Genomic DNA, 24,222 nt, shown 5'->3' with positions numbered 1-24,222 from the left:
GTCGATTCCTTTCTTTGCCCTCACCACGAAGGCCAACGCCAAAGCAGGCGGCAGCATGCGCCAACTGCCACACACAGCCGCCTGCTTACGGCGTCGTTAGAACTCGCGACCACTGTACCGTTCGTTCAGGGGGAGGCGCAGGTGGTTGAATTCATAAATCAGATTGTCGTGATGCGCAATCATCCAATCACGCATCGCGATGCGCAGCGTGTGCAACAGGTTCTGGTAGCCGACGTTGTCGATCTGGTTGACCTCCTCGTGCGGATCGGTACTCAGATCGTACAGCTCGTCGATGTCGCCGCAGTTGAAGATGTATTTGTACTGTCCTTGGCGCAGCATGCGCTGGGAGAACAGCACCGAGCCGATGCCGGAGCACTCGGTCACCACGTTTTGCGGCCAGTCAACCGGCTTGTGTTCAAGCAGCGGCCGGAAGGATTGGCCGTCGCGCTCACGCGCCGCCTTCCCCACCCCGGCGTAATCCAGGATGGTGGAGTACATGTCGGCGTTGCTCAACAGCGCCGGCTCATGCGCGGATGCGGTCTGCTGCGGCAGCTTGACCATCAACGGCACCGTCACGGTTTCCTCGTACATGAAAATCGCCTTGTCGAACAGGCCACCGTGGATGCCCAAGGACTCGCCGTGGTCGGCGGAGAAAATGATCAGCGTGTTGTCGTACAGGTTGTTTTGCTTCAACCACGCAATCAGGCGACCGATTTGGTAGTCGATGTGGGTGATCTCGGCGTAGTAGTGCTTGACGATTGGCTCAAGCTCCTCCCAAGTGGCGACGTTGCCGCGCTTGAGGTCGTGAATCTTGGGCTTGGGCGAATCGGCCGGGTCCTTCCAGTTCGGCCAAGGCGGCAGCTTCACGTCGTCGTACTTGTGCAAGAACTCGCTTGGCACAAAGTACGGCTCGTGCGGCCCCCAGAAGTTGAGCTGGAAGTACCAAGGCTTGTTGGCCTTGGCGAACTCACCGAGGTAGTGCTCGGCGCGGTCGATCAGGTACTGATCCACCGAGGTGTCGACGCCGCTGGTGATCTGCCCGGCCTGGTGCCCCTCGTAAAAGCCGTTGATACGGTGTTCGATGGTCACTTCCTTGCCCTGACTCTGTAGCCACTGGCGATACTCCGGGTAGCCGAAGCCGCCGAAGCCGTGGCCCGGAAAGTCGTCGCCGGTGTAGCCGATGTGCGTCGGCACGGAGTCAAAGCCCTTGTCGTACTCGGCGAACTGCACGTCGCCCATGTAGTGTTGCAAGTACTCGTCGTGCTGGACGTTGTAGATACCAGACCCCAGGTGCCACTTGCCGGTGTAGCCGGTTTGGTAGCCGGCGGTGTTGAGCTGACGCGACAAGAGCTTCGGCGAATCCGGCAGCTCCTGGACCATATTGCCGACGTTGTACGAGTTGGTCAGCATCCCGTGGTGCATCGGGTACAGCCCCGTTTGCAGCGTCGCCCGGGCCGGGGTGCAGATCGGACAGGTGGTGTAGCAGTTGTCAAAAACGGTCGCGTGCTTGGCCAGCTCGTCGAGGTTCGGCGTTTGGCACAGCGCGTCTAAGGCGTAGGCCTTCAGCGTGTCCTTGCGCTGCTGGTCGGTCAGAATGAACAAGATGTTCGGCTTGTCAGTCATGGTTTTCCTCCCTGAAATTCAATTCGACGGTCACGGGAAAATGATCCGACGCGTACTTGCCCGGCGCCGACACCGTGGTGTCCACGGCGTAGCTTGCAACGGCCAAGTCCCGGACGAAGACGTAATCCAGCCGCTGCATCACCGGGTTGGCGTGTGGCACGTACGACAGGTCGTCCATCCAGGTGCCGCCCAGCGGGTCAACGACTTGTGCGGCCACCTTCAGGCTGTCTTCAAAGCTTGCGGGCATCGCCGCGTAGGCCGGATCATCGGGTTCCATGTTGAAGTCCCCGCAGACGAACACCGGCAGGCCGGGCTGCTGGGCGGTCAAGAAGGCGCCGATCTGGCGAACACCGGCGACCCGCGCGTCGGCGGAGCCGTCGTCCAGATGCGCGGTCACCGCCACGAATTCGCGGCCGGACGCCGCTTCTTTGAGCCTCGCCCACTGAAACACGCGGCGGTTGCCCGTGCCGGGGTAAAACGACGGCACCGTCGGGGTAGCCGACAGCCACTGGTGCCCGGCGTCTTCAAGGGTGAACTTGGCTGGGTCGTAGTAAATCGCGGCCGCCTCCCCCTGGCCGTCACCGTCTCGGGGAATGCCGACATGGGCGAAGCCGGCCAGCGCGTTCAAGTCGGCGTACTGGTGCGGTAGCGCCTCTTCGACGCAAAACAGGTCCGGCGCCAGCCGCCGCAGGTTCTCAATCACATAGGGCCGCCGCGCCGCCCAGGCCCAGTCGCCGTCAACCGGCGTGTCGTAGCGAATGTTGTACGTGGTTAGCCGCATCATTTTTCCTCCCGCGCCCAAAAGCGCTGGCCCTGGCTGAAGCTCAGGTCGCCTTGGGCTGCCGCCAGTTCACGCAGTCGCTTGCGCATCGCGGCGATCACCGGCTGCGCCTTGGCTGTGTGCGATAGATCAACTTCTTCGTCCGGATCCAGGTGGCGATCGAACAGCTGGGTGTGGGAACCGTCCTTGGTGCGGTACTCGATCAGCTTGTAATCCTTAGTCACCAGGCCGCGAATCTTGTCGGTGAACTGCAGGTAAACCTCGTCGCGACCGCCTGCCTTGCCCTGAATCTGCGGCAACAGGCTGTGGCCGAACACACCGTCTGGAATCGGCAGGCCGGCGTAATCCAGAATCGTCGGCATCATGTCGAGCAAAAGGGCCTTGCCGGCGACGCGCTGGTCTTGGGGGATGTTCGGCCCGGCGAGAATCATCGGGATGCGAATCGAGTTGTCGTAGAGGTTTTGCTTGCCCATCAAGCCGTGCTGGCCTAACGAGATACCGTGGTCGGCGACGTAGACGATCAGGGTGTTGGCGAGTTGTCCGGTTTCCTCAAGTGCTTTCACGATGTCGCCGACGCGGTCGTCGATGTGCGTGATCATCGCGTAGTAATCCGCCAGGTGGCGCCGCACCTCGCTGATTGGCCGCGGGTAGTCGACCAGCTGCTCGTCGCGCTCGCCGCGAATGTCGAACTCGAAGGGGTGCTGCGGCAGGTAATTGTCCGGCAGCGTCAAGCGCTCCGGATCGTACATGGCCGAGTACTTGTCCGGCATCGTTCGCGGGTCGTGCGGCGCCATGAACGCGCCGTACATGAAGAACGGCTGCGTTGAATCCTTGCGGTCCTTGATCGCCTGAATCAGGGTGTCGGCGAACAGGTCCGTCGAGTGCTTGCCGACGTTGATGCGGTCGGCCGGCAGGTGCCAGACGGTGTTGGTCGAGAACGGATCGTAGGTGAAGTTTTTGACGTGGTCGTAGCGGCCCGTGGGGTCAAAATCGCTGACCGGCACGTTCCAGTGGTCCCACATGCCGCCGAAATACACGTTGGCCGCGTCACCGAAGCTGCGAGCAAAACTGTTGGTGCCGTTGTGCCACTTGCCGGTGCCAAACGTCGCGTAGCCGCCTTCTTGCAGCTGCTCACCCAAAAGGGGCTGTGCGGCCGGCAAGTTATCGCCGGCGTCCTCCCAGCTGGTCACGTAGCGGCCGGTGTGAAGCATCGCGCGGCTGGGCATGCAGACCGCCCCGCTTGAGCCGCCGGGGATGAACGCCTCGGTGAAGCTGGTGCCGCGGTGAACCAACTGGTCGAAGTGCGGGGTGATGATCTCCGAATTGCCCAGCGCGTGAATCGTGTTGAAGCGCTGGTCGTCTGCGATCATCAGCAAAATGTTGGGTTTCATGAAACCTCCTACCGCTCGTCGCGGGACCAGAATTCCTCACCTTGCGAGAAGTCCAGGTCGCCTTGGGCCGCCGCCAGCTGGCGCAGCCGCTTGCGCATCTGGGCAATCACCGGCTGGGCCGCCGCGGTGTGCGACAGGTCGTACTCCTCGTCCGGGTCCACGTGGCGATCGAACAGCTGGGTGTGCGACCCCTGCACGGTGCGGTACTCGATCAGCTTGTAATCCTTGGTCACCAAGCCCCGAATCTTGTCGGTGAACTGCAGGTACACCTCGTCGCGGCCGTCTGCCTTGCCCTGAATCTGCGGCAGCAGGCTGTGGCCGAACACGCCGTCTGGAATCGGCAGGCCGACGTAATCCAGAATCGTCGGCATCATGTCAAGCAGCAGGGCCTTGCCGGCGACGCGCTTGTCTTGGGGGATATTCGGGCCGGCGAGAATCATCGGGATGCGAATCGAGTTATCGTAGAGGTTCTGCTTGCCGATCAAGCCGTGCTGGCCCAGGGAAATCCCGTGGTCGGCGACGTAGACGATCAAGGTGTTGTCGAGCTGCCCGGTTTCCTCAAGTGCTTTCACGATGTCACCGACGCGGTCGTCGATGTGCGTGATCATGCCGTAGTAATCGGCGATGTGTTGCTTGACCGCGCTGATTTTTCTCGGGTAGGCCTCAAGCGATTCGTCGCGTTGGGCCCGCATGTCGAACTCGAACGGGTGCTGTGGCAAGTAGTTGTCCGGCAGCTCGATCGTGGCCGGATCGTACATGGCCGAATACTTGTCCGGCATGGTCCGCGGATCGTGCGGCGCCATGAACGCGCCGTACATGAAGAACGGCTGGGTTGAATCCTGGTGGTCCTTGATCGCCTGTATCATGGTGTCGGCGAACAGGTCCGTCGAGTGCTTGCCGATGTTGATGCGGTCGGCCGGCAGCTGGATGGTGCGGTGCGTCGAGAACGGATCTTGGGTGAAGGTCTTCAGGTGGTTGTACTGGCCGGTCGGGTCAAAGTCGTTGACCGGCACGTTCCAGTGGTCCCACATGCCGCCGAAGAAAATGTTGCCGCCTTCGTTGAAGCTGCGGGCGAAACTCCGGGTGCCGTTGTGCCACTTGCCGGTGCCAAAGGCGGTGTAGCCGCCCTTTTGCAGCTCCTCGCCCAGCAGCGCCTGGTCGTCCGGAATCGTCTCACCGTCGTCTTCCCAAGACGTCACGTAGCGGCCGGTCGCAAGCATCGCGCGGCTGGGCATGCAAACCGCGCCGCTTGAGCCGCCGGGGATGAACGCCTCGGTGAAGCTGGTGCCGCGGTGGACCAACTGGTCGAAGTTCGGGGTAATGATCTGGTCGTTACCCAGCGCGTGGATGGTGTTGAAGCGCTGATCATCGGCAATCATCAAAAGCACATTAGGTTTCAATTCCGATCTCTCCTTTGGTGGTGGCCGGGCTGCCCCGGCCTTCTACTTTCAGTATGCAGGCACGACAGGAAAGCGCAATCAATCCGGCCCTAAAGTTGGTATCCGGCCGTATATCATGAACGTCCCTGCACCGTCGACGGCGGCTCACCGTAGTGCTGCTTGAACAGGCGGCTGAAGTAGAACGGATCCTGGTAGCCGACCGAGGTTGCGACCTGGTTGATCGGCAGGTCGGTTTCCTTGAGAATCTGCGTCGCCTTTTTCATGCGCAAGGCCGTCAGGTAGCTCATCGGGCTCTCCCCTCGCACCGCCTTGAAGGTTCGCGACAGGTGGGCCGCCGAGACGTGCAGGTCCGAGGCGAGGTCGGCCAGGGTCACCGCCTCTTGGTAATGCGCCTCCAAGTAGTAGGTCGCGCTGGCCACCAGCGCCTGCTGATCGACGCTGGGCTCGGCTTGGGTAGTGGTGACCGCGCGGTCGGCCGCCACCCGGTTGTCCGGCAGGGCCCGCATCAGCAGGCACAACAGCTCGACCACCTCGGCTTGGACCAGCAGCTGGTGGCCGAACGCGCCATTGTTGGTGCTTTCGGCCGCAATCCGCCGGGCGCAGGCGAAAAAGGCCTGGGCCTGATCGCCCAGCGCCACCACCGAGTCGGCGAAGGGCAGGGTGTCCGGCTTGACGCCGGGCAGCGCGATCTGGCGAAAGCCGATGTGCAACTGGGTGCTTTCGGTCCCGGGCCGCTGGGTCTCCTGGTGGTGAACACCGGGGTTGAACAGCAGCACCTGGCCGGGCGTGATGCGGGTGGTCGCACCTTCGATGGTGTAATCCGACGTCCCGCTGAGCATGATCGACATCTCCAAGAACGCATGGGCGTGGTAGGGATAGGTGCCGGGCCGCGCGTTGTGGTAAGTGAAGGCGTATAAAATATCGGGAGCAAACGTTTTGAGTTCGAACATATCGGGGTCCTTTGTTTTTACCATTGCGCGACCGACTGTTCTCTGCCACACTAAGGCATGTCTTGGGTGCGGTTTCAGCCGCGCTCGGTTTGGAGGAAAAAAATGAAGTCTCAAGTCTCTACCCGCGAGGCGGCAGGCGACCTGCTGTTCGTGATTCTCGGCAACGGCATCTCCGCCTTCGCCTACTCTTGGGTGCTGGTTCGCCTGAACATCATCAGCGGCGGTGTCACCGCCACCAGCATGATTGCCGGACGGCTGACCCCGCTTTCGGTGACCTTTTGGACCAACGCGATCACGCTGGTTTGCCTCGGGGCCTCGCTGCTGTTTTTGGGGCGGCGCAACTTCTTGAACTCGATTGTCTCAAGCCTCAGCTACATGGGCTGGTTCTCGCTGGCCCAGGCGGTGCCGGTTCACCTGCCGCTGCCAGTGTGGGTCAGCCTGCCGCTGGCCGGCGTCTGCGTGGGCATCGGCTACTTCCTGTGCATCGCCCACCACGCCTCGACCGCCGGCCTGGATGTGTTCGCCCTGGTGATTCACGCCAAGTGGGACCGCTTCCCGGTTGCCGCCTCGCTGCGGGTCATCAACCTCTTGATTCTCAGCATCGGGGCCTGGCAGTTCGGGCTGCACTCGTTCCTGCTCGGGCTGGTGTTCATCATCATCTACACGCAAACCCTCAGCCTGCTTGAGAAGCGCTTCGGCGTCGCCTTGTAACCGGACGCAACACCTGCCTCAATTATACCGGACCCAGCCTGCAATGCGGGTGATTAAACTAAAGGTCTCGACAAAATTTGGCAACTCCCGCCGGCGCCTGTGACGCCGGCTTTTTGGTGGCCAGCGGAAAGGCCGGCGTTACCCGACCAGTCTGGCACCCAATCGCTTGCGGCCGGCCAAAAAAGGACGCACCAAATCCGCCGGCGGGAAGTACCCCGCCAGCGGATTTGGGCGTTGTGTTCCAGGGGAGTCTACAAGGCGTTGGGTGGCCAGGCTTCTGTCCCAGCACGACGCTGCATCGCCGCGCCGGGGCCAAAACCAGGTCCCGCACCTGTCCGGCCCCGGGCTGGCAGACCTAGATCTGCCGCGCGGTGCCGCCGTCGCTCGCCGCGTCAGTACATGGAGCGGGGCGAGCGGTCGTACCCGCCTGACTCAGGACTGCGCCGTGCGGTGACATCCACACGCCTGAGCAGGCGGTCGTGCTTTGAATCTCAAAACAGGTTACGCCGCCTGAGCCAGCACGCCTTCCGGGCCGCCGGAATGGTTTGTCGTACTGGCCGGTACGCGTCCCGGCCGCCTCGCCCGCCCGCAGCTACCTCCGTACTTGGAGTTGGACGTTTGATAACACTGCAACCGGTTATCCACTACGCTTAATGATTCCCGCCCACTCTAATGCGACGGGTTCCACTGATATCATCGATGACGGGGCCGGGCTGGGGCCTGGTCTGCGTGAGGAAGCGTGGCGCTTGCCACTGGATCGCCGCCGAAGAAGGGTTTGTCACGGTGGCCGGCCACCGACCCCTATCCTAGTGATCACTTGAGTTTAGCTTAGCAGGTAAGCGGTTACCTGGCAAATTTTAAGCTCGCTAATGGCCGATATAATTTTGCGAGTCGCTTGGCAGCAGAATAATTGTTTCAACTCACCTTGGCCAACCGCGGTGCGACGCGGTTATTAAGGGCAATCAAAAAACTTCATGCAAACCGACAAAAAAGTCCATTCATGTTCTGGCTGGTTCAGGTAGACTCATCCCACGTAAGTCATTACTGACTGGTCTTATTGGTTTGTTATGGAAGGAGTTTCCCACATGAATCCGTACACCTGGGTCTGGCAATACGTCAGACGCAACCACGCCAAAATGGTTGTTGCGGTCATCTTGATTCTGCTCAATGCCCTGGCCATCGTGGTCGCCCCGCTGCTCGGCGGGATGATCGTCGACCAAGTCATCGAGCAGGGCCACACCGACCGCCTAATTCCCATGCTGGCGATTATGATCGGCGTCACCTTGTTTCGCACGATCATTCGCTACATCTACTGCATCATCTTCGAGCAGATCGGCCAAAACGCGCTGTTCGATATTCGCCACGACCTGTTTGCTAAGCTGCAGTCACTGGACTTCAACTTCTTCAACACGGTTCGCACCGGCGACATCATGGCCCGAATGACCGGTGATACCGACGCCATTCGCCACATGATCTGCTGGGTGTCATACAACGCCATCGAATGCGTCCTTTGGTTCCTGGCCGCGGTGATCGTGATGAGCGTCATCAACGTGCCGCTGATGATCGCGCTGGTCGTGTTGACCCCGATCATCGCGATTTTGACCTACAAAATGAGCTCGCAGGCGCTGCCGATCTTCTTTGAGATTCGCCAAAGCTTCGCGCGGCTCAACGCGATGGTCGAAGAGAACATCTCCGGTAACCGCGTGGTCAAGGCCTTCGCCCGTGAGCCTTACGAAATCGACAAGTTCGAAAAGCTCAATCTGGAGTACAAGGCGCGGAACATGGACTCCGCCGCCATTTCGCGGCGCTACCTGCCGCCTTTGGACTTCATCGCCTCGCTGCTGTCCGTCATCGTCTTGCTGTTGGGCGGCGGCCTGGTCATCGCCGGCAAGATGTCCTTGGGCGACCTGGTCACCTTCAATGGGTTCTTGTGGATGCTCAACCAGCCGATGCGCATGAGCGGCTGGCTGATCAACGACATGCAGCGCTTCTCCGCCGCCACCATCAAGATTCGCTCGATGCTTGCGGCCAAGCCGGCAATCACCGGCAAGCCGGCGGCGGTGCCGGCCAAGGTTCGCGGCGAGGTCACCTTCGACCACGTCGACTTCGCCTATCCGGATGCGCCGGAGACCCCGGTGCTTGAAGACATCAACTTCGATGTGTTGCCCGGGCAGACCATGGGGATTTTGGGCGAAACCGGCTCCGGGAAGTCCACTTTGATGGACCTGATCGCCCGCTTCTACGACCCAACCGGCGGCCAGGTGCTGATCGACGGCAAGGACGCCCGGGACTGGCCAGTTCGCACCCTGCGCGATCAGATTACCGTGGTCATGCAAGATCTGTTTCTGTTTTCCGACAGCATCGAAGACAACATCAGCTACGGCAACCACCAGGCCGACGCGCCGTTCATCAAGCAGATGGCGACGGTCGCCTCGGCCGATGAGTTCATCGAAGAGATGCCGGAAGGCTACCACACCGTCGTCGGTGAACGCGGTGTTGGCCTGTCCGGTGGTCAAAAGCAGCGCATCAGCCTGACCCGCGCCTTGGTCAAGGATCCGCGCATCCTAATTCTGGACGACACCACCTCGGCTTTGGACATGGAAACCGAAGCGGAGATTCAAGACCACCTGAAGTCGGCCGCCGCCGACAAGACGGTGTTCATCATCGCCAGCCGGATCAGCTCGCTTCGTGCGGCCGATCAGATCATCGTGCTGCGCCATGGTCGCATTGTCGAGCGGGGGACCCACGAGACCCTGCTGGCACAAAACGGCTACTACGCCGAAACTTACAAGAAGCAGCTCGGCGCCACCGACGGAGGTGATGACAATGGCCAAGCGTAACACCTTTGATGAAGACGAGGAGTACACCGAGAAGTTCAACCTCCACGACTACGCGCGGTTGGGCCACTACCTGCGGCCTTACAAGAAAAAGCTGGCGCTGGCCTTGGGCTCGATTCTGATCGGGAACATCGCCTTGATCCTCGGCCCTTACCTGACCAAGGTCGCCATCGATGAGTACATCCCCAACCACAACATGGCGGCGCTGGGCATTTTGTCCGCGGTGTTCCTGGTCACGTTGATCATCGCCTTTGCCTGCTACCGCTACCGGATCTGGACCATCACTGAAATCGGCCAGGACCTGCTGCGGGACATGCGAACGGACATCTTCACCCACTTGCAGACGCTGCCCTTCTCGTACTTTGACTCCCGGCCGCACGGCAAGATTTTGATCCGCGTGGTCAACTACATCAACACCTTATCCGACCTGCTGTCCAACGGGCTGATTAACCTGATTTCGGATCTGATCAACCTGCTGGTGACCCTGGTCTTCATGTTCGCCATCAACTGGCGGCTGACGCTCTACAGCATGGTGCTGATTCCGGTGCTGGCGGTTTGGACCTGGGTGATTCAACACTACCAGCACAAGGCCTTCCAGGAGCTGTCCAACAAGCAGTCCAACCTGAACGCCTACATCCACGAAGGCATCGCCGGCATCAAGGTCACCCAGGGCTTCGCCCAAGAGGCCAACGCGATTGAGACCTTCGACGGCGTCGCCGAGGAGAACCGCCAGACCTACATGACCGCCGTGAAATGGCAGTACGCCCTGTGGCCCGGGGTCCAAAACATCTCGACGTTGACCACCGCCTTGATCTACTTCATCGGCATCCAGCAGGTCGGCGTCGTGGTTTCCACCGGGACCCTGATTGCCTTTCTCGGGTACGTCAACAACTTCTGGAACCCGGTCATCAACATCGGGAACTTCTATAACTCCCTGATCACCGCCAGCGCCTACCTGGAACGCATCTTCGAAACCTTGGACGAAAAGCCCGAGGTCACCGACCAGCCAGGGGCCTTCGCCCTGCCGCCGATTCACGGCGACGTGCGGTTCGACGACGTCTCCTTCCGCTACGAGCCGGATGAACCCGAGATCTTGCACCACGTCGACTTCCACGCCGCCCCGGGCGAAACCATCGCCTTGGTCGGCCCGACCGGTGCCGGCAAGTCCACCATCATCAACCTGCTGTCGCGCTTTTACAACGTCTCCGACGGCCGGGTCTTGATCGACGGCGTCGACATCTCCCGCGTCACCATTCAGTCGCTGCGGGCCCAGATGGGCGTGATGCTGCAAGACACGTTCATCTTCTCCGGCACGATCATGGAGAACATCCGCTACGGCAAGCTCGACGCCACGGAAGAAGAAATCATCGAGGCCTCAAAGATTGCCCGGGCCGACGACTTCATCCGCGACCTCAAGGACGGCTACAACACCATCGTGCAGGAACGCGGCGTGTCGCTGTCGGCCGGCCAGCGCCAGCTGATTGCCTTCGCCCGGACCCTGTTAGCCGACCCGAAGATCCTGATTCTCGACGAGGCCACCGCGGCGATTGACACCCACACCGAGCAGTTGTTGCAGGCCGGCCTGCAGGAGCTGCTGCGCGGCCGCACCAGCTTCATCGTCGCCCACCGCCTGTCGACCATCCAACGCGCCGACAAGATTCTGGTGATCAACCACGGCGAAATCGTCGAGGCCGGCAACCATGCGGAACTGATGGCCAAGCACGGCGAGTACTTCGACCTGTACGACGCCCAGCTGCGCATGCTCAAGGCGCTGTAACCCAACGCGTCACAACGGCGACTGCCCATTCGGGTGGCCGCCGTTTTTGGGCCGACGCGCACATCTGCAAAACGCGTTGACACCGCGCCGGCCGCCATGCTATAACCGGCGACAGGCAGGAGGCTATTATGAAAAAAGTTGTAATGGGTGTGTTGATCAGTGCGGCGCTGCTCGGGTTGGGGGCTTGCAGCGCGACGCCAAAGGGACCGGCTACGGTCGGCAACCAGGCGGCCAGCCGCAAAGCGCCGGCCAAGGCCGAACAGCAGGCCGCGCGGCAAAAGGCGGCAAAGGCAGCAAAGGCGGCACAGGCAACGAAGGCGAGCGAGAAGGCCGCCAGCACCAGCCGCAAGCTGGCGGCCAAGACGCCTTGGGACCGGCGCAAGGCCGCCAAGCTCGCGGCCTTCATGAAGCGCTGGGCCCCGACCATGGGGCAGCGCTACGTCGCCTATGACGGCACCCACCCCCTGAAGGTGGCGACGGGCATGGTGTACCCGCAAGACCTCGACCAGGAGCTGGTCGACGAGGCCCAGACCAAAATCGCCTGGGCCCCGACCGGCAAGGGCAACGCGACCTACAACGTCGTGGCGATTTACAATTACGACGGCACCGAGCCGCCCTTGCCCAACCGCATCACCTACTTCTTCGCCTTTCGCGACGGTCAGCCGGTCGCCTTGGTCGACCAAAGCCGAGACGGCCAGCCAAGCGCCGCCCCGACCAAAAACACCACGGTTCAATCAAGCTTTGCCACCATCGCCACCGGCGGCACCGGCCAAGCCAAGGCAACGCTTGATCCGGCGACCGCCGCTGACCACGCCACCAAAAAGGTCGGCCTAATGCTTTACGCCTTGGCGTTTGGCAAGGGCAACGACATCACCGCGCTGTGGCAGGAGCCGGGGCTGGCCGTTTATACCTACCAGACTCGCCTGCGCATCGACGCCGGCCACGCCGTCACGTCGCTGGGGTTTGAAATCAGCGGCGACGCCGTGCATTACTGGCGCAAGGACGCAAGCTCCGGCAAGCCAACGGCCGAGCAGCCGGAAGTCGAGCACACCATCAGCCTGAAGGCGCTGACCGCGCGGTTCGGCGCCACTACGCATCAAAAGCAGGCGCTGAAGCAAGCGATCGCGGCGATGCCGGCGATCACCCACCAGTACTGACGCGCCGGGCCCCGGTGGCCGCCATCACGTAGGCGCGGCGCGGGAGGGCCGACACGCGAAGTATCGCAACCGCGCCACCGCTGCGCCCAAACCCGGTGTCACCCGGCTTCACCAACGCAAACAGGCCTGTCGCACTCAATTTGTGCGGCAGGCCCGTTTGTATCCAACGCTCACACGATGCCGACCAGTCCCATCACGATGGCCAGCAGCAACACACCGAGCAAAATCCAGTTGACGTTAACCTTCTTGCTCAACAGCCAGTAACAACCAAGCGTCACCGCCAGCGGCACCAGCCCCTTCCACAGCTGATCCAGGTAGGTCTGAATCGCAATCGGCTTGCCTCCTTGAATCGGAATGGCCAGCTTGCTCTTGAAGGTGACCATCGTGGCGGTCATGCTGCCGATCATCATCAACCCCAAGGTCGCCGCGGCCTTGCTCAACAGCTTCATGCTACCGTTCTCGTACATCCGCTGAATGAAGGTGTCACCCAGCGTGAAGCCGGCGTAGGTCAGGTAGTAGCGCGTCAGAATCGATGGCACGTTGTAGATGATCAAAAACAGGATGGGGCCAAGCACCGAGCCTTGGCTGGCCAGGCTGATGCCGATGCCGGCGGCAATCACGCGCAACACGCCCCAGAAAATCGAGTCGCCGATGCCAGACAGCGGCCCCATCAACGAGGTCTTCAAGGCGACGATTGCCTCGGGGTCAAAATCCTTGGTCTCGGCGTTTTTCTTCTCCATCGCCGCGACCAGCCCCATCACGAAGGTCCCGACGTTTTGGGTGATGTTGTACCACGTGGTGTGGCGCTGCATCGCCTCGCGGTGGCCGGTCGGGTCGTCTTTGTAGTAGCGGTCCAAGGCCGGCATCACCGAGTACATGAAGCCGGGCGCGTGGGCCTTGGTGGCCCCGGCGCGGCTGGCGAACACGGTGAAGGAGCGCCAGAAAATCCGGTTGAGCATTTTGCGGTCGGCCTTGGACACATTTTGCGTCAGCTTCATTCGAAAAACGCCTCCTCTTCCTTGGCTTGTTCATCCCCGGCAGCCGGCGCCGCACCGCGACTTTGGGACAGCGTCAGCAGCTGCTTATCCAGAAGCCACTGCAAACACACGATGATGATGCCCATCGCCGCCACCGCGACCGAGGGCAGCGCCATGTAGGCCGACAGCACGAAGCCCAGGAAGTAATACGGCGACAGCTGGCGGCTCCACAGCATCCGCATCAGAATGGCAAAGCCGACCGCCGGCAGCAGGCCACCGGTGGCCGACAGCCCCGCCATCAGGTTTTGCGGAATCGCGGTGACCAGGTGCTGCACGGGCTTGGCCCCGGCCAGCACGGAGAAGAAGGTCACCAAGGAGAACACGAAGTAATTCAGAAACCACATGCCAAAGTGCAGCCAGGTCAAGGCCTTCGGGTCGTTGTTGGCCGCGACGCGGTCAACCGCCGGGGCGAACACGTTCATCACCACGTTTTTCAAAAACATCGAGATGAAGGCGGCGAACACGCCGATCGGCACCGCCAGGGCCAAGGCGGCCTTGGTGTTGACATCCAGTGTGATCGCAAAGGTGGTGGCGAGCACGGTCGCGGTGACCGGCTCGGCCGACAGGGCCCCGCCGATGTCGACGGCCCCCATGAAGATGGCCTCAAGCGCCGCCCCCATCAAGATGCCGGTGCGAACATCACCGAACATCAGCCCGGCGATCAGGCCGACCACCAACGGCCGCTCGATCATAGTCTGGCCCCACAGCCAGTTGCCGCCGAAGCAGACGAACACGCACAAGGCGGCCAACGTTGCGGTTGGTAACATAATGTAACCTCCTTTGGTCACGTGCTGCGGCCAAGCCGAAGCACGTGTGAGCTACTTGGCGTTTTTCAGTAATGCCTGAACCGATTGCTTGGCGTTGCTCGGCAGCACCTGGCTGAAGGTCGGCACCCCGCTCTCGGCGAGCTGGCGCAGGGCCTTGACCTCCGGTGGCGTCAGCATCACCGTTGAACTCAGCGCCTGGGCGTCTTGGGCGTCTTGGGTGAAGCGGCCGACGTTGGCGACGTTGACAGCCTGCACCCCCGGCACCGCCGCCACGATGGTCGCGGCGTCCTGCACGGCGTTCACCAGCACGAACAGCCGCATGTCCTTGCCGCGCGGATCCAAAAAGACCCGAATGGCGTCTTGCACCGAGCGAATCAGCAGCTTCTTGCCGGTCGGCGTCGCCATCTGCAGCGTCATCTGCACCGCCTTGGTCTTGGCCGCGTTGTCGTTGGCCACCACGATGCCCGGGGTGTTCAGCTCCTTGGTCCAGACCAAGGCGACCTGGCCGTGAATCAGACGGTCATCCACGCGAATCTGTACAATCATGCGTTCCTCCCTTCGAGGCGCTTGGCCTCAGTCGAAAAAGTCGGCAGTGCTGCCACCGTCCCCGCTGGCGGCAAGCGTCACGCGCTTCACCTGGCTTTGGGCGATCAAGGCGTCCAGCCGCGCCGCGTCCAGCGGCTCGCTGTCCAACAGCACCGCCAGCACCACGGCCAGGTTCACCTGGCTGACCACGAACACGTCCGGCGTGTCGCCGACCGCGCGAACCACGTCTTGGTTGACCGACCCGCCGTACAGATCGGTGAAAATCACCGCTGGTCGGCTCGCCTGCGCCACGAACGCGGCAATCTGCGGCCGGTCGTCGCTTTGGTCGACATAGGCATCGAGCACCGTCACCCGCTTGCCCAGCCCGGTCAAAAGCTGCAACGCGCTTTGCATCCCAGAGGCCAGGTGGCCGTGGCTGGCAATCATCAGACTCGTCATTGCCTCCCCTCCTTTCTCCTCAATCCTATTCCCCTCGCGTCGGGCCCGTCCATTATGAGGCTCGCCGGATGATGATAAGTCGCGGTTGGCCCGTAAATATAAACGGAATATTCTTAAATATTAATCGTTTTGCTATTAAATGCGTTATTTTGTAGCACGGCGTCACGCGTGTTATTTTCAGCGGCTGACCATTGACAAACCACGGCAATCGCCCGATGATAAGCCTAGCTGTCGCCACAATTTCTGAAAGGATCTGCTCGCCATCAACCACAAAACTGCCAGTCCAATGCTCGTTGTGAGCGTCGTCGCCTTGATGTCGTTCATGGGGGTCTTGACCGAAACCTCAATGAACGTCACCTTCCCCACCCTGATGCACCAGTTCGGGGTCTCCTTGGGCACGGTGCAGTGGGTGACCGCCGGCTACCTGCTGACCGCCGCCTTGGTCATGCTGACCTCGGCCTACATGAAGCGGCGCTTCACCAACCGCCAGCTGTTCGCCACCGGCGCAATTCTGTTCGCGCTGGGCGATGTGATCTGCGGCGCGGCGCCGGCCTTTTGGGTGCTGCTTGCCGGCCGGCTGGTTCAGGCCGGCTGCGTCGGGCTGTGTACCCCGCTGATGGTCAACATCATCTTGGACGTGGTACCTCGCGCCAAGCTTGGCACCTACATCGGCATGGCCAACCTGATCATCCTGATCGCGCCGGCGCTTGGTCCAACCTTCGGCGGCGCGGTCGCGGCCTTTGCCGACTGGCGCATGATTTTCTGGTCGACGCTGCCGCTGGCCTTGATCCTGCTGGTGGTCGGCCTGAAGGTGATTCGCCAGTACACCAACACCGAGCGTTACGCCTTTGACTGGGGTCGCTTTGCGGTGCTGGCCTTGGCTTTGGTCGCCTTGATTGTCGGCCTCAACGCCGCCGGCAGCGGCGGCTGGGTGACGCTGGCCGGCCTGCTTGTGGTCAGCGCCGGGCTGTTCGCCTGGTTCTACCGGCTGTCGCGCCACCCGCGTCGCGCCTTGTTTTCGCTTGACGTGTTCAAGCAGCCGGCCTTCTTGTACAGCTTCCTACCGTACATCCTGCTGCAGTTCGCCAACGTCGGCATCAACTTCCTGTTGCCTAACTATGTGCAAGACGTGTTCGCCGCCTCAGCCCTGATCGGTGGGCTGATTCTGCTGCCGGGCAGCCTGTTCAACGGGTTCGGCCAGCCGGTTTACGGCTGGATGCTGGACCGCTTCGGCGGCCCCTTGCCGCTGTACCTGGGCGACGGGCTGTTCACCGTCGCGCTGATCGCCTTTGCCGTGGCCGGCCAGCGCCTCGGGGTGTTGGGCGTGACCATCGCCTACCTGGTCTTTGCCATCGGCCGCTCGATGGCCTTCGGCAACGCGGTCGCCTTTGGTCTCAAGCACCTGGAAAAAGGCCTGCAAAACGACGCCAACGCGCTGTACAACACCGGCCAGCAGGTGGCCGGCGCCGTCGGGACCACGGTGCTGGCGCTGTTGATGGGGGCGGTGTCGCGGCCCGGTTACACCCACGCCCAAAACGTTGCGGCCGGCTCGACCATCGCCTTTGGCCTGCTGGTGGTCATCGGCCTGCTCAACGCGCTTTTGTTCTCAAGGCTGTTCGCCAAAACCCAGGATTAGTCGCCAAAAACGCCACCCATCGCATTTGATGAGTGGCGTTTCGTGTGTCTGGGTCAGCGACCGCCGGCGACGTCTGCGACCGTGGTGTCGCGGCCGCCGTGCTTGGCCGAATAAAGATTCGAGTCGGCGCGACCAATCACGTTATCGGCGTGTTGATCCGCCTTGAAAATACTGGTCAGCCCGGCCGACACGGTCAGGTGCAGCAGCTGGTTGCCGGCTTGAACAGGCGTGTTGCGGCAGCTAGCCACCAGCCCCTCCACCAGCGCAGTGGCGCCGGCATCGTCGGCCCCGCCGGCGATGATCAGCGAGAACTCCTCGCCCCCGGTGCGGTACAAGGCGCAGGGGTAATCGGCCGCCTCGATGAACGCCTGGCAGCGCTTGGTGAACTGGCGCAGTACCGCATCGCCGGCCAGGTGACCGTAGACGTCGTTGATGCGCTTGAAGTGGTCGAGGTCGAGCATCGCCAGGTGGACCGGCGGAATCTTGCCGGCCACCCGCAGCCGGCGCCACCGCGCGATGTCCGAGGCGAACTTGGTGCGAGACAACGCGCCGGTCAGGTCGTCGTGCTGCGTGTCGTACATCAGGCTGCGCATCTGCTGCTTGCGAAAGATCAGCATCCGGTCGTAGAAGTACCCGATCGCCATCACGGCCCAAAAGCAGCCGATGATCAGCAGCGTGTCGGCCAGGCGGTAGTGGTAGGCGTAGGCGTCAAACAGCCAGTACACCACCCCGGCGGCCCCCACCGCGGCAAACAGCGCCGCCGGCCGCGCCAGCAGCCAGTTGCGGTAGTGATTCAGCGGCACTAGCAAGGCGAGCGTTGCCGCAAATCCCGCCACGGCCCAAGGGTTCCAGTCCCAAAACGGCCAAAACGACAGGAAGGTCGCCCCCAGAAACACCCCAAGCGCCTTGGGCTTGCGGATCTTGCTGACCACCAGCAGCATCGTCGCGTTGCGCAAGGTGTTGGCGGTCCATGAGTACGTGGTGCCAAGCACCCGCAATAATCGCACCAGCCACAAAATCATCAGCGCGTAGCCGACAATCAGCCAGGCGCTTTCGACGCTGACGTGTAGCCAGCGCTGCAGCAGCTGCGGCCCGACGTCATCGATCAGCTCAAGCGTCGCCACCAGCCCGATGATGAAGAAGAAGGACCAAAAAAAAGTATTCCCGAACAATTCCATGGGTACCCCCAAATACGCATGTGTTGCTCTAAGACTACCGCATTTTTGCGCAAAAAACGAGCATTTTATCCATAAAATTTGCGCATGCAAAAGGCCGCCGAGAACGCGCCTCGGCGGCCGGCTTTCGCATGCTCAGCAGCTCACCCCGGCCACGGTCAACCCGCGGTGAAAGGCCGCCAGCACCTCTTGGCCGTCGGCGATGCGCAGCCCGTCGTCGAAGTCATGGGCGTTGTCCTTCAGCCGAATCTGATGGGCGACAAAATCCAGGGTCAGGCCCTTTTCCAAGAAGAGCAGGTCGTAATCGGAGCTCCACAGGTGAAGGCCGAAGTCATTGTCCAGCCCGACCGGATAATCCGGATCCGGCGCAGCCACCACGATCAGCGTGAACTTGGAGCCGATGGTGCAGGCGCCGCCTTGCAGCGAGTACTTGCCGCCGCCGTCGTCGGCGATCAGAATCAGTGTCTTGTCCAGCAGGCGTTTTTGCGCCATCAGGGCCACGAAGCTTTGCGTCAGTGTAATCTTGGTCATGTGTTAACCCCCTTTGGTTGTCAGTATGCCGAACCCGGCCGCGACCGGCAAGCCCAGCGCCTATCCAGTTTCTTGACCGCGACTGTCTTTGCGGCTAAGCAGCCGCGCCACCGCCTGAAACAGCCGCAGCCGGCGCCGCGCCGCCATCACGGCTTTGTAGCGGCGCGGCTGCTTGCGGTAAAAATCTTGATGCCAGGCCGCGGCCGACCAAAACGTACCGGCCGGCCGCAACGCGACGGCAAGCGGCCGCCCCAGCTTGGCGCCAAGCGCCGCAAGCTGTTGTTGGGCCACCGCCTGCTGGGCCGCATCGCGGTAGAAAATCACCGGCGCGTACTGGCTGCCGCGGTCGAGGTACTGCCCGTTGCCATCCAGCGGGTCGATCAGCTGCAAGAACGTCGCGACCAGCTCGCCGTACGTCATCAAGCTGGGGTCGAAGCGAATCTCGACGGCCTCGACGTGACCCGTGGTGCCGCTTGCCACGAGGTCTTGCGTCGGCCGCGGCACGGTGCCGCCGGTGTAGCCGGACACGACCGCCACAACGCCGGGCCGGCGGTCGAAGGGCTGGACCAGACACCAAAAGCAACCCCCGGCAAACACCGAGGTCTCGTCGCGCAAGGTAACCAGCCGTTGCGGCGGCCGCTTCGGCGCTACGGCCGCCTTGGGATCGACCAAGCGCTGGTACAGCTCCGCTACGCCGGGCGTCAGGTTGTCGCGCAACGCCAGCGGTCGCAGCGCCGCCTCCAGTCGCGAAAGCACCGCGCGTTCCCGCTGGCCGGCCTCCAAACCGCGCTTGGCGTCTTGCAAAAGCCCGCGTTCGAAGTCGCGGGTGTTGGGATCCAGCAGCGCGTTGATGATTGCAGCGAGCATCGGCCTCACCTCCGCTCCCATTATCCCACGGTAATCGGTTGCACACAACCGGTTATGCCTGTACCTTTTGCGCAAAAGGCGTTGACATCCGCCGCGAACGTGATAGGATATTCCCAACATCTAAACACATTGGCATCAGGGAGACGAGTAGGTTGCGGCGTCCGTACAGTGAGCCGGGGGTAGTGGAAACCCGGTTGGTAAGCCGCCTTCGAATAACACTCCCTTCGCCTCGGGCTGAACTTGCAGTAAGCCTCGACGTCACCGGCACGTTACCATCCGGACGCGCATGTTAGTGCGTGATTGAGGTGGCCTGCTTGCAGGCAACTTGGGTGGTACCGCGAAAACAGTCCTTTTTCGTCCCTTGTCTGAGGCAGGGGACTTTTTGTTTGCCGAAGAACAAATCTAGATTACGGAGGCATTCTCATGACCACAATTTTTCCCCAAGATTACGACCCCAAGCTCACCGTTCGCCAGACCCAAGAGGCGATTCGCTACATCCGCGAAACCTTCCAAGACGAGTTCGGCAAGCAGCTCAACTTGTCGCGCGTCTCCGCGCCGATGATGGTCGACGCCGCCACCGGGCTCAACGACAACCTGAATGGCACCGAATCCCCGGTGTCCTTCACGATGGCCGGGATGCCCGGCGCTACGATGGAAATCGTGCATTCGCTGGCCAAGTGGAAACGCGCCGCCCTCGGCCGCTTCGGCTTTCAGCCGGGCGAAGGGCTGTACACCAACATGAACGCGATTCGCAAAGACGAGGAGCTAGACAACTTCCACTCCATCTACGTCGACCAGTGGGACTGGGAGAAAGTGATCACCCGAGACCAGCGAACCGACGCCGTGCTTGAGGCCACGGTGCGGCAGATCTTCAAGGTGATCAAACACATGGAACACGAGGTCTGGTACAAGTACCCGCAGGCGGTCCACAAGCTGCCCGCTGCCGTGCATTTCGTCACCACCCAGGAACTTGAGGACCGCTGGCCGGACCTCGATTCGATGGAACGCGAAAACCGTATCGCCCATGAACTCGGCTGCGTCTTCGTCAAGCGCATCGGCGGCCTGCTGAAGTCGGGCAAGCGCCACGACGGCCGGGCCCCGGACTACGACGATTGGACCCTGAACGGCGACCTGATTTTCTGGTACGAACCGCTTCAACGCAAGCTGGAAATCTCCAGCATGGGCATCCGCGTCGATGAGGCCGCGATGAAGCGCCAGCTGACCGCCGCCGACGCCCTGGACCGGCTCGAGCTGCCCTTCCACCAGGCCATCATGAAAGGCGAGCTGCCTTACAGCATCGGCGGCGGCATCGGCCAGTCGCGCCTGTGCATGCTGCTATTGGGCAAGGCTCACGTCGGCGAGGTCCAGGCCAGCGTGTGGCCCCAGGCGACGATTGACGCCTGCGCCGCGCATGACATTCACCTGCTGTAACCACACATTCAAACAGGGGCTGCCCGGCTGGGTAGCCCCTGTTGGTGTCGCTTCAATCCAGGTTGCGCGTCAGGCGCGTTGAATCTTTCCCAAGTCACGGCCCTTGGCCAGCTCATCGACCACCTTGTCCATCTCGCGGATGCGGCGCATCAAGGGGTCTTCGACCTGCTCCACCCGCACCCCGCAGATGACACCGGTGACTTGGTCGGCACCGGCCGGCCGCGTCGCCTCGGCGAAAAAGTCAGCCAGCGTCTGCTCGCTTTGGTGCAGCTGGGCCGGGGCGTAGCCGGTCAGCCAGCCCAGCACCGCGTCCAGCTCGGCCTGGGTGCGGCCCTTTTTGGAAATTTTACTCAGGTATAGCGGATAAATGGCGGCAAAGGACATCGCCTCAACAGGTTTGCGCATGGTCTCACTCCTTTTGGCCTATTTTACCACACCTTGACCCGCCGGCGGAAAGCGGTTACCATCGAAGGTAACGACGCGTTACGGGAGGAAAATGACAATGGTTAAACGATTACTGAGCACCGATTCAAGCGAAATTCTGGCGATGAACGGCGCCGAGCTGAAGCAAAGCATCAAGGCCAGCGAGGGCCGCACCGTGCTGTCCGAAAACGTGGTGGAAGAGGCGGCCGGCGACGGCCTGACCACCAGCGAAATCGCCGCCGCGTTCGGTGCCGATCTAATTTTGCTCAACGGCCTGGACGTCTTGAAGCCGGCGATTTTTGGCCTGTACCCCGACGAAGGCGCGGTGGTTCACCAAGACGGCGAAAGCATTCACCGCCTGCAGCACCTGGTCGGCCGCCCGATCGGCGTCAACCTCGAGCCCGTCGACCCCAACGCCGACATGGCCGAGACGCGCCTGGAGATTCCAGAAGGGCGCATGGCCAGCGAAAAGACGCTGCAGGAGGCCGAAAAGCTCGGCTTCAACTTCGTCTGCTTCACCGGCAACCCCGGCACCGGCGTCACCAACGCCCACATCGCCGGGGCCATCAAGGTGGCCAAGCGGGTCTTCTCCGGCCTGATCATCGCCGGCAAAATGCACGGCGCCGGCGTCAACGAGCCGGTGGTGTCGCTTGAGGCGACCCAGGCCTTCCTGGACGCCGGCGCCGACGTGATTTTGGTGCCGGCGGTCGGCACCGTACCGGGCCTGGACGCCGACGACATCAAGCCGATTGTCAAGCTGGCGCATCAGGCCGGCGCCTTGGTGATGTCAACCATCGGCACCAGCCAGGAAAGCTCCGGGGCCCGCTACATCGAATCCGTCGCCATCCAAAACAAGATGCTGGGCGTCGACATTCAGCACGTCGGCGACGCCGGCTGGGGCGTGATGTCGCCGATCGAGAACATCTACGCCATGAGCAAGGCGATCCGCGGCGAACGCCACGCGATTTCGCGCATGGCCCGGTCGATCAACCGCTAACTGAGATTGCAAAGCGCCGACTCACCCCATCGTGAGCCGGCGCTTTTTGGCATTCAGCGCTTCACGAACACCTGCCAGTAAGCCCAGTAGGCCAAGGCGGCAAAGACCACCGCCCCCCCGATCAGCCAGGCCAACGCGACCGGCAGCGTCTGCGGCGCGGTGCCGGCCGCAAGCAGCCCCCGGGCGGCGTTGACAATCGGCGTCATCGGCTGGTGCGTGGCAAAGGCGCGAACCGGCCCCGCCATGCCGCGCGTCGGCATCAAAGCCGAGCTGACGAACAGCAGCATCAGCAGCACGTACGAGAAGCCGCCGGCCGACGCGTAGTTGCTGGCCTTCAGCGAAAAGGGAATGGCCAACAGCGTGATGGTCAAGGCAAACAGCACGGCGAGGCCGGCAAAGGCCAGCCAGCCGCCGAGCCCGGCAACGCTTCGGTAGCCCATCAGGCAGCCGACCAGCAGGACCGCAGCCGCGGCCGCGACCATGAAGACCACCGATGCCAGAACGTGAGCCCCCAGAATCACCCAACGGGGAATCGGCAGCGCGTGAAGCCGGCTCAAGAAACCGCTGGTCTGATCGTTGTTGATGCGCAAGGCGGTGTAGGCCGACCCCATCGCCATGGTCAAGAGCACGAAGCCCGGCAGCGCGTAATTCAGGTACTGGGTGGCCCCGGCCGCCCCGCCGGCAGTGACGATGCTGCCGCCCAGGACGTAGACGAAAAACAGCAGCATGAACACCGGCATCGCGATCACGGTGACCAGGGTGTCCCCGTTGGTGAAGTTTTGACGAATGATGCGACCGGTCAGGGCCGCCAGTTGCTTAAGCGTGAGCATACTTTGCCTCCTTAGTCACTGCGAGATAGACGGATTCCAGGGTGACGGCGTTTTGAACGTAGCCGGTCACTTCGACCTGCGACGCCAAGGTCGCCAAGGCCTGCGGCGCAACGGCCGCCGCCAGCGTGAAGATGTCACCGGCGAGCTGGTAAGGCAGCTGGGCCGCGGCCAGCGCGGCCTTGGCCGCCTCGACCTGCCCGGCGGCGACGGTCAAGGCCAAGGTCGGCACCGCCGCCTGCTTGATCTGCGCCGGCGTCCCGACCTTGACGATGCGGCCCTCACGCATGAACGCGATGCGATCGGCCAGGGCGTCGGCCTCGTCGAGGTACTGCGTGGTCAAAAAGACCGTGGTGCCGCCGTCGCGCAGCTCGCGAATCAGGTCCCACAGCGCCAGGCGGTTCTGCGGGTCGACCCCGGTGGTCGGCTCGTCCAAAAACAGCACGGCGGGGTTGCCCAAAAGCGACATCGCCAGGTCCAGGCGCCGCCGCATGCCACCGGAATAAGTCGCCACCCGCCGGTCGAGGAACGCGTCAAGGTCCAGCCGCTTGGCGACCGCGGCGATTGCCTGCTTGGGGTCGGCCAGACCCAGCAGCGTGACGATCAGGCGCAGGTTCACCCGGCCGGACACCGTTTCGTCCAGCATCTCCGCCTGGGCGTTCAGGCCAATCGCTCGCCGCACCCGGCTGCCCTGGGTGACCGGGTCAAACCCCTGCACCCGAATGGTCCCGCCGTCGGGCTGCGCCAGCGTCGTGAGCAACTTGATCAGCGTGCTTTTGCCGGCGCCGTTGGCCCCCAGCAACGTGAAAATCTCGCCCGGGGCAACCTCAAGCGTCACGTCTCGCAGCACGGTCAGCTTGCCGTAGCGCTTCTGAACCCCGTTGACGGCGATCGCGGCCATTTCATCTGTCATCATTTCG

General features: G+C 62.2%; 22 protein-coding genes and 1 other annotated feature. Of the genes, 7 read left to right on the top strand and 15 right to left on the bottom strand.

The features are described 5' to 3' along the window. Window positions 1-96: 96 nt before the first annotated feature. The 5 genes from ACYVRZ_RS08670 to ACYVRZ_RS08650 all read right to left on the bottom strand — a co-directional run bounded on the left by ACYVRZ_RS08670 (window position 97) and on the right by ACYVRZ_RS08650 (window position 6,145). On the bottom strand, window positions 97-1,623 hold the full coding sequence (locus tag ACYVRZ_RS08670) for a sulfatase-like hydrolase/transferase (RefSeq protein ID WP_461226221.1): 1,527 nt from the start codon (window positions 1,621-1,623) through the stop codon (window positions 97-99). Next, complete coding sequence (locus tag ACYVRZ_RS08665; RefSeq protein ID WP_461226220.1) at window positions 1,616-2,407, bottom strand: endonuclease/exonuclease/phosphatase family protein; 792 nt, start codon at window positions 2,405-2,407, stop codon at window positions 1,616-1,618. Before ACYVRZ_RS08665 ends, ACYVRZ_RS08670 begins: the two co-directional genes overlap by 8 nt. Then, window positions 2,404-3,795 carry a sulfatase-like hydrolase/transferase gene (locus ACYVRZ_RS08660; RefSeq protein WP_461226219.1) on the bottom strand — a complete coding sequence of 464 codons (1,392 nt, stop codon included), beginning with the start codon at window positions 3,793-3,795 and terminating at the stop codon, window positions 2,404-2,406. Before ACYVRZ_RS08660 ends, ACYVRZ_RS08665 begins: the two co-directional genes overlap by 4 nt. Before the next feature lie 8 nt (window positions 3,796-3,803). After that, window positions 3,804-5,195: a sulfatase-like hydrolase/transferase gene (locus tag ACYVRZ_RS08655; protein WP_461226218.1), complete on the bottom strand. Its 1,392-nt coding sequence runs from the start codon at window positions 5,193-5,195 to the stop codon at window positions 3,804-3,806. Between the two features lie 113 nt (window positions 5,196-5,308). Continuing rightward, window positions 5,309-6,145, bottom strand: a complete 837-nt coding sequence (locus tag ACYVRZ_RS08650) for a helix-turn-helix transcriptional regulator (protein ID WP_461226217.1) — start codon at window positions 6,143-6,145, stop codon at window positions 5,309-5,311. Window positions 6,146-6,247: 102 nt separating this feature from the next. Here ACYVRZ_RS08650 and ACYVRZ_RS08645 point away from each other — a divergent pair, with 102 nt between their 5' ends. The 4 genes from ACYVRZ_RS08645 (at window position 6,248) to ACYVRZ_RS08630 (ending at window position 12,627) form a co-directional block, all read left to right on the top strand. Then, window positions 6,248-6,856 carry a YitT family protein gene (locus tag ACYVRZ_RS08645; RefSeq protein ID WP_461226216.1) on the top strand — a complete coding sequence of 203 codons (609 nt, stop codon included), beginning with the start codon at window positions 6,248-6,250 and terminating at the stop codon, window positions 6,854-6,856. A gap of 1,085 nt (window positions 6,857-7,941) precedes the next feature. Continuing rightward, window positions 7,942-9,696 carry an ABC transporter ATP-binding protein gene (locus ACYVRZ_RS08640; RefSeq protein ID WP_461226215.1) on the top strand — a complete coding sequence of 585 codons (1,755 nt, stop codon included), beginning with the start codon at window positions 7,942-7,944 and terminating at the stop codon, window positions 9,694-9,696. Further along, the gene (locus ACYVRZ_RS08635; protein WP_461226214.1) at window positions 9,683-11,470 is read left to right on the top strand and encodes an ABC transporter ATP-binding protein; all 1,788 of its coding nucleotides are present in this window, start codon (window positions 9,683-9,685) and stop codon (window positions 11,468-11,470) included. Before ACYVRZ_RS08640 ends, ACYVRZ_RS08635 begins: the two co-directional genes overlap by 14 nt. Before the next feature lie 128 nt (window positions 11,471-11,598). Continuing rightward, complete coding sequence (locus tag ACYVRZ_RS08630) at window positions 11,599-12,627, top strand: DUF4767 domain-containing protein (RefSeq protein ID WP_461226213.1); 1,029 nt, start codon at window positions 11,599-11,601, stop codon at window positions 12,625-12,627. 170 nt (window positions 12,628-12,797) lie between these two features. On the opposite strand, the gene ACYVRZ_RS08625 is transcribed toward ACYVRZ_RS08630, so the two are convergent. From ACYVRZ_RS08625 to ACYVRZ_RS08610, 4 genes are read right to left on the bottom strand one after another with little or no spacing between them, the layout of a single operon-like run. After that, window positions 12,798-13,625 (bottom strand): PTS system mannose/fructose/sorbose family transporter subunit IID, encoded by an 828-nt coding sequence (locus ACYVRZ_RS08625; protein ID WP_461226212.1) that lies wholly within the window; start codon window positions 13,623-13,625, stop codon window positions 12,798-12,800. Further along, window positions 13,622-14,431, bottom strand: coding sequence for a PTS mannose/fructose/sorbose/N-acetylgalactosamine transporter subunit IIC (locus ACYVRZ_RS08620; protein ID WP_461226211.1), 810 nt, complete (start codon window positions 14,429-14,431; stop codon window positions 13,622-13,624). The genes ACYVRZ_RS08625 and ACYVRZ_RS08620 overlap by 4 nt, the downstream gene beginning before the upstream one ends. A 51-nt stretch (window positions 14,432-14,482) precedes the next feature. Then, a complete protein-coding gene (locus ACYVRZ_RS08615) occupies window positions 14,483-14,977 on the bottom strand; it encodes a PTS sugar transporter subunit IIB (protein WP_461226210.1) in 495 nt (164 codons plus the stop codon). A 27-nt stretch (window positions 14,978-15,004) separates the two neighbouring features. Continuing rightward, the gene (locus ACYVRZ_RS08610) at window positions 15,005-15,415 is read right to left on the bottom strand and encodes a PTS sugar transporter subunit IIA (protein ID WP_461226209.1); all 411 of its coding nucleotides are present in this window, start codon (window positions 15,413-15,415) and stop codon (window positions 15,005-15,007) included. A gap of 286 nt (window positions 15,416-15,701) precedes the next feature. Between ACYVRZ_RS08610 and ACYVRZ_RS08605 the strand changes: the two genes are divergently transcribed. Further along, a complete protein-coding gene (locus ACYVRZ_RS08605; RefSeq protein ID WP_461226208.1) occupies window positions 15,702-17,051 on the top strand; it encodes an MFS transporter in 1,350 nt (449 codons plus the stop codon). Window positions 17,052-17,104: 53 nt separating this feature from the next. Here the strand turns inward: ACYVRZ_RS08605 and ACYVRZ_RS08600 are convergent, their stop codons facing one another. The 3 genes from ACYVRZ_RS08600 to msrA all read right to left on the bottom strand — a co-directional run bounded on the left by ACYVRZ_RS08600 (window position 17,105) and on the right by msrA (window position 19,624). Next, complete coding sequence (locus ACYVRZ_RS08600; RefSeq protein ID WP_461226207.1) at window positions 17,105-18,229, bottom strand: GGDEF domain-containing protein; 1,125 nt, start codon at window positions 18,227-18,229, stop codon at window positions 17,105-17,107. A gap of 132 nt (window positions 18,230-18,361) precedes the next feature. Further along, on the bottom strand, window positions 18,362-18,757 hold the full coding sequence (locus ACYVRZ_RS08595) for an iron-sulfur cluster biosynthesis family protein (protein WP_461226206.1): 396 nt from the start codon (window positions 18,755-18,757) through the stop codon (window positions 18,362-18,364). Between the two features lie 60 nt (window positions 18,758-18,817). Beyond that, window positions 18,818-19,624: a peptide-methionine (S)-S-oxide reductase MsrA gene (gene msrA / locus ACYVRZ_RS08590; RefSeq protein ID WP_461226205.1), complete on the bottom strand. Its 807-nt coding sequence runs from the start codon at window positions 19,622-19,624 to the stop codon at window positions 18,818-18,820. 126 nt (window positions 19,625-19,750) lie between these two features. Then, window positions 19,751-19,989, top strand: a binding site (T-box leader). A 58-nt stretch (window positions 19,990-20,047) separates the two neighbouring features. Between msrA and asnA the strand changes: the two genes are divergently transcribed. Continuing rightward, window positions 20,048-21,055: an aspartate--ammonia ligase gene (gene asnA, locus ACYVRZ_RS08585; protein ID WP_461226204.1), complete on the top strand. Its 1,008-nt coding sequence runs from the start codon at window positions 20,048-20,050 to the stop codon at window positions 21,053-21,055. A gap of 69 nt (window positions 21,056-21,124) precedes the next feature. Here asnA and ACYVRZ_RS08580 read toward each other — a convergent pair whose 3' ends face one another. After that, window positions 21,125-21,460 carry a DUF2200 family protein gene (locus ACYVRZ_RS08580; protein ID WP_461226203.1) on the bottom strand — a complete coding sequence of 112 codons (336 nt, stop codon included), beginning with the start codon at window positions 21,458-21,460 and terminating at the stop codon, window positions 21,125-21,127. A gap of 97 nt (window positions 21,461-21,557) precedes the next feature. On the opposite strand from ACYVRZ_RS08580, the gene ACYVRZ_RS08575 reads away from it, so the two are divergent. Beyond that, window positions 21,558-22,475, top strand: a complete 918-nt coding sequence (locus ACYVRZ_RS08575; protein WP_461226202.1) for a DUF7916 family protein — start codon at window positions 21,558-21,560, stop codon at window positions 22,473-22,475. Window positions 22,476-22,528: 53 nt separating this feature from the next. Here ACYVRZ_RS08575 and ACYVRZ_RS08570 read toward each other — a convergent pair whose 3' ends face one another. Continuing rightward, the gene (locus ACYVRZ_RS08570) at window positions 22,529-23,305 is read right to left on the bottom strand and encodes an ABC transporter permease (RefSeq protein ID WP_461226201.1); all 777 of its coding nucleotides are present in this window, start codon (window positions 23,303-23,305) and stop codon (window positions 22,529-22,531) included. After that, window positions 23,292-24,218, bottom strand: a complete 927-nt coding sequence (locus ACYVRZ_RS08565; protein WP_461226200.1) for an ABC transporter ATP-binding protein — start codon at window positions 24,216-24,218, stop codon at window positions 23,292-23,294. The genes ACYVRZ_RS08570 and ACYVRZ_RS08565 overlap by 14 nt, the downstream gene beginning before the upstream one ends. Window positions 24,219-24,222 lie beyond the last annotated feature (4 nt).

This window comes from Lacticaseibacillus suihuaensis (assembly GCF_054785075.1).
Note: the sequence above shows the minus strand (reverse complement) of the source record. Positions and strands in the feature narration are given on the sequence as shown.

Bases quoted from the DNA above. Each gene is read 5' to 3' on its own strand.
- ACYVRZ_RS08670 (WP_461226221.1), bottom strand. From the start codon at position 1,623: ATGACTGACAAGCCGAACATCTTGTTCATTCTGACCGACCAGCAGCGC.
- ACYVRZ_RS08665 (WP_461226220.1), bottom strand. From the start codon at position 2,407: ATGATGCGGCTAACCACGTACAACATTCGCTACGACACGCCGGTTGAC.
- ACYVRZ_RS08660 (WP_461226219.1), bottom strand. From the start codon at position 3,795: ATGAAACCCAACATTTTGCTGATGATCGCAGACGACCAGCGCTTCAAC.
- ACYVRZ_RS08650 (WP_461226217.1), bottom strand. From the start codon at position 6,145: ATGTTCGAACTCAAAACGTTTGCTCCCGATATTTTATACGCCTTCACT.
- ACYVRZ_RS08645 (WP_461226216.1), top strand. From the start codon at position 6,248: ATGAAGTCTCAAGTCTCTACCCGCGAGGCGGCAGGCGACCTGCTGTTC.
- ACYVRZ_RS08640 (WP_461226215.1), top strand. From the start codon at position 7,942: ATGAATCCGTACACCTGGGTCTGGCAATACGTCAGACGCAACCACGCC.
- ACYVRZ_RS08635 (WP_461226214.1), top strand. From the start codon at position 9,683: ATGGCCAAGCGTAACACCTTTGATGAAGACGAGGAGTACACCGAGAAG.
- ACYVRZ_RS08630 (WP_461226213.1), top strand. From the start codon at position 11,599: ATGAAAAAAGTTGTAATGGGTGTGTTGATCAGTGCGGCGCTGCTCGGG.
- ACYVRZ_RS08625 (WP_461226212.1), bottom strand. From the start codon at position 13,625: ATGAAGCTGACGCAAAATGTGTCCAAGGCCGACCGCAAAATGCTCAAC.
- ACYVRZ_RS08620 (WP_461226211.1), bottom strand. From the start codon at position 14,431: ATGTTACCAACCGCAACGTTGGCCGCCTTGTGCGTGTTCGTCTGCTTC.
- ACYVRZ_RS08615 (WP_461226210.1), bottom strand. From the start codon at position 14,977: ATGATTGTACAGATTCGCGTGGATGACCGTCTGATTCACGGCCAGGTC.
- ACYVRZ_RS08610 (WP_461226209.1), bottom strand. From the start codon at position 15,415: ATGACGAGTCTGATGATTGCCAGCCACGGCCACCTGGCCTCTGGGATG.
- ACYVRZ_RS08605 (WP_461226208.1), top strand. From the start codon at position 15,702: ATGCTCGTTGTGAGCGTCGTCGCCTTGATGTCGTTCATGGGGGTCTTG.
- ACYVRZ_RS08600 (WP_461226207.1), bottom strand. From the start codon at position 18,229: ATGGAATTGTTCGGGAATACTTTTTTTTGGTCCTTCTTCTTCATCATC.
- ACYVRZ_RS08595 (WP_461226206.1), bottom strand. From the start codon at position 18,757: ATGACCAAGATTACACTGACGCAAAGCTTCGTGGCCCTGATGGCGCAA.
- msrA (WP_461226205.1), bottom strand. From the start codon at position 19,624: ATGCTCGCTGCAATCATCAACGCGCTGCTGGATCCCAACACCCGCGAC.
- asnA (WP_461226204.1), top strand. From the start codon at position 20,048: ATGACCACAATTTTTCCCCAAGATTACGACCCCAAGCTCACCGTTCGC.
- ACYVRZ_RS08580 (WP_461226203.1), bottom strand. From the start codon at position 21,460: ATGCGCAAACCTGTTGAGGCGATGTCCTTTGCCGCCATTTATCCGCTA.
- ACYVRZ_RS08575 (WP_461226202.1), top strand. From the start codon at position 21,558: ATGGTTAAACGATTACTGAGCACCGATTCAAGCGAAATTCTGGCGATG.
- ACYVRZ_RS08570 (WP_461226201.1), bottom strand. From the start codon at position 23,305: ATGCTCACGCTTAAGCAACTGGCGGCCCTGACCGGTCGCATCATTCGT.
- ACYVRZ_RS08565 (WP_461226200.1), bottom strand. From the start codon at position 24,218: ATGATGACAGATGAAATGGCCGCGATCGCCGTCAACGGGGTTCAGAAG.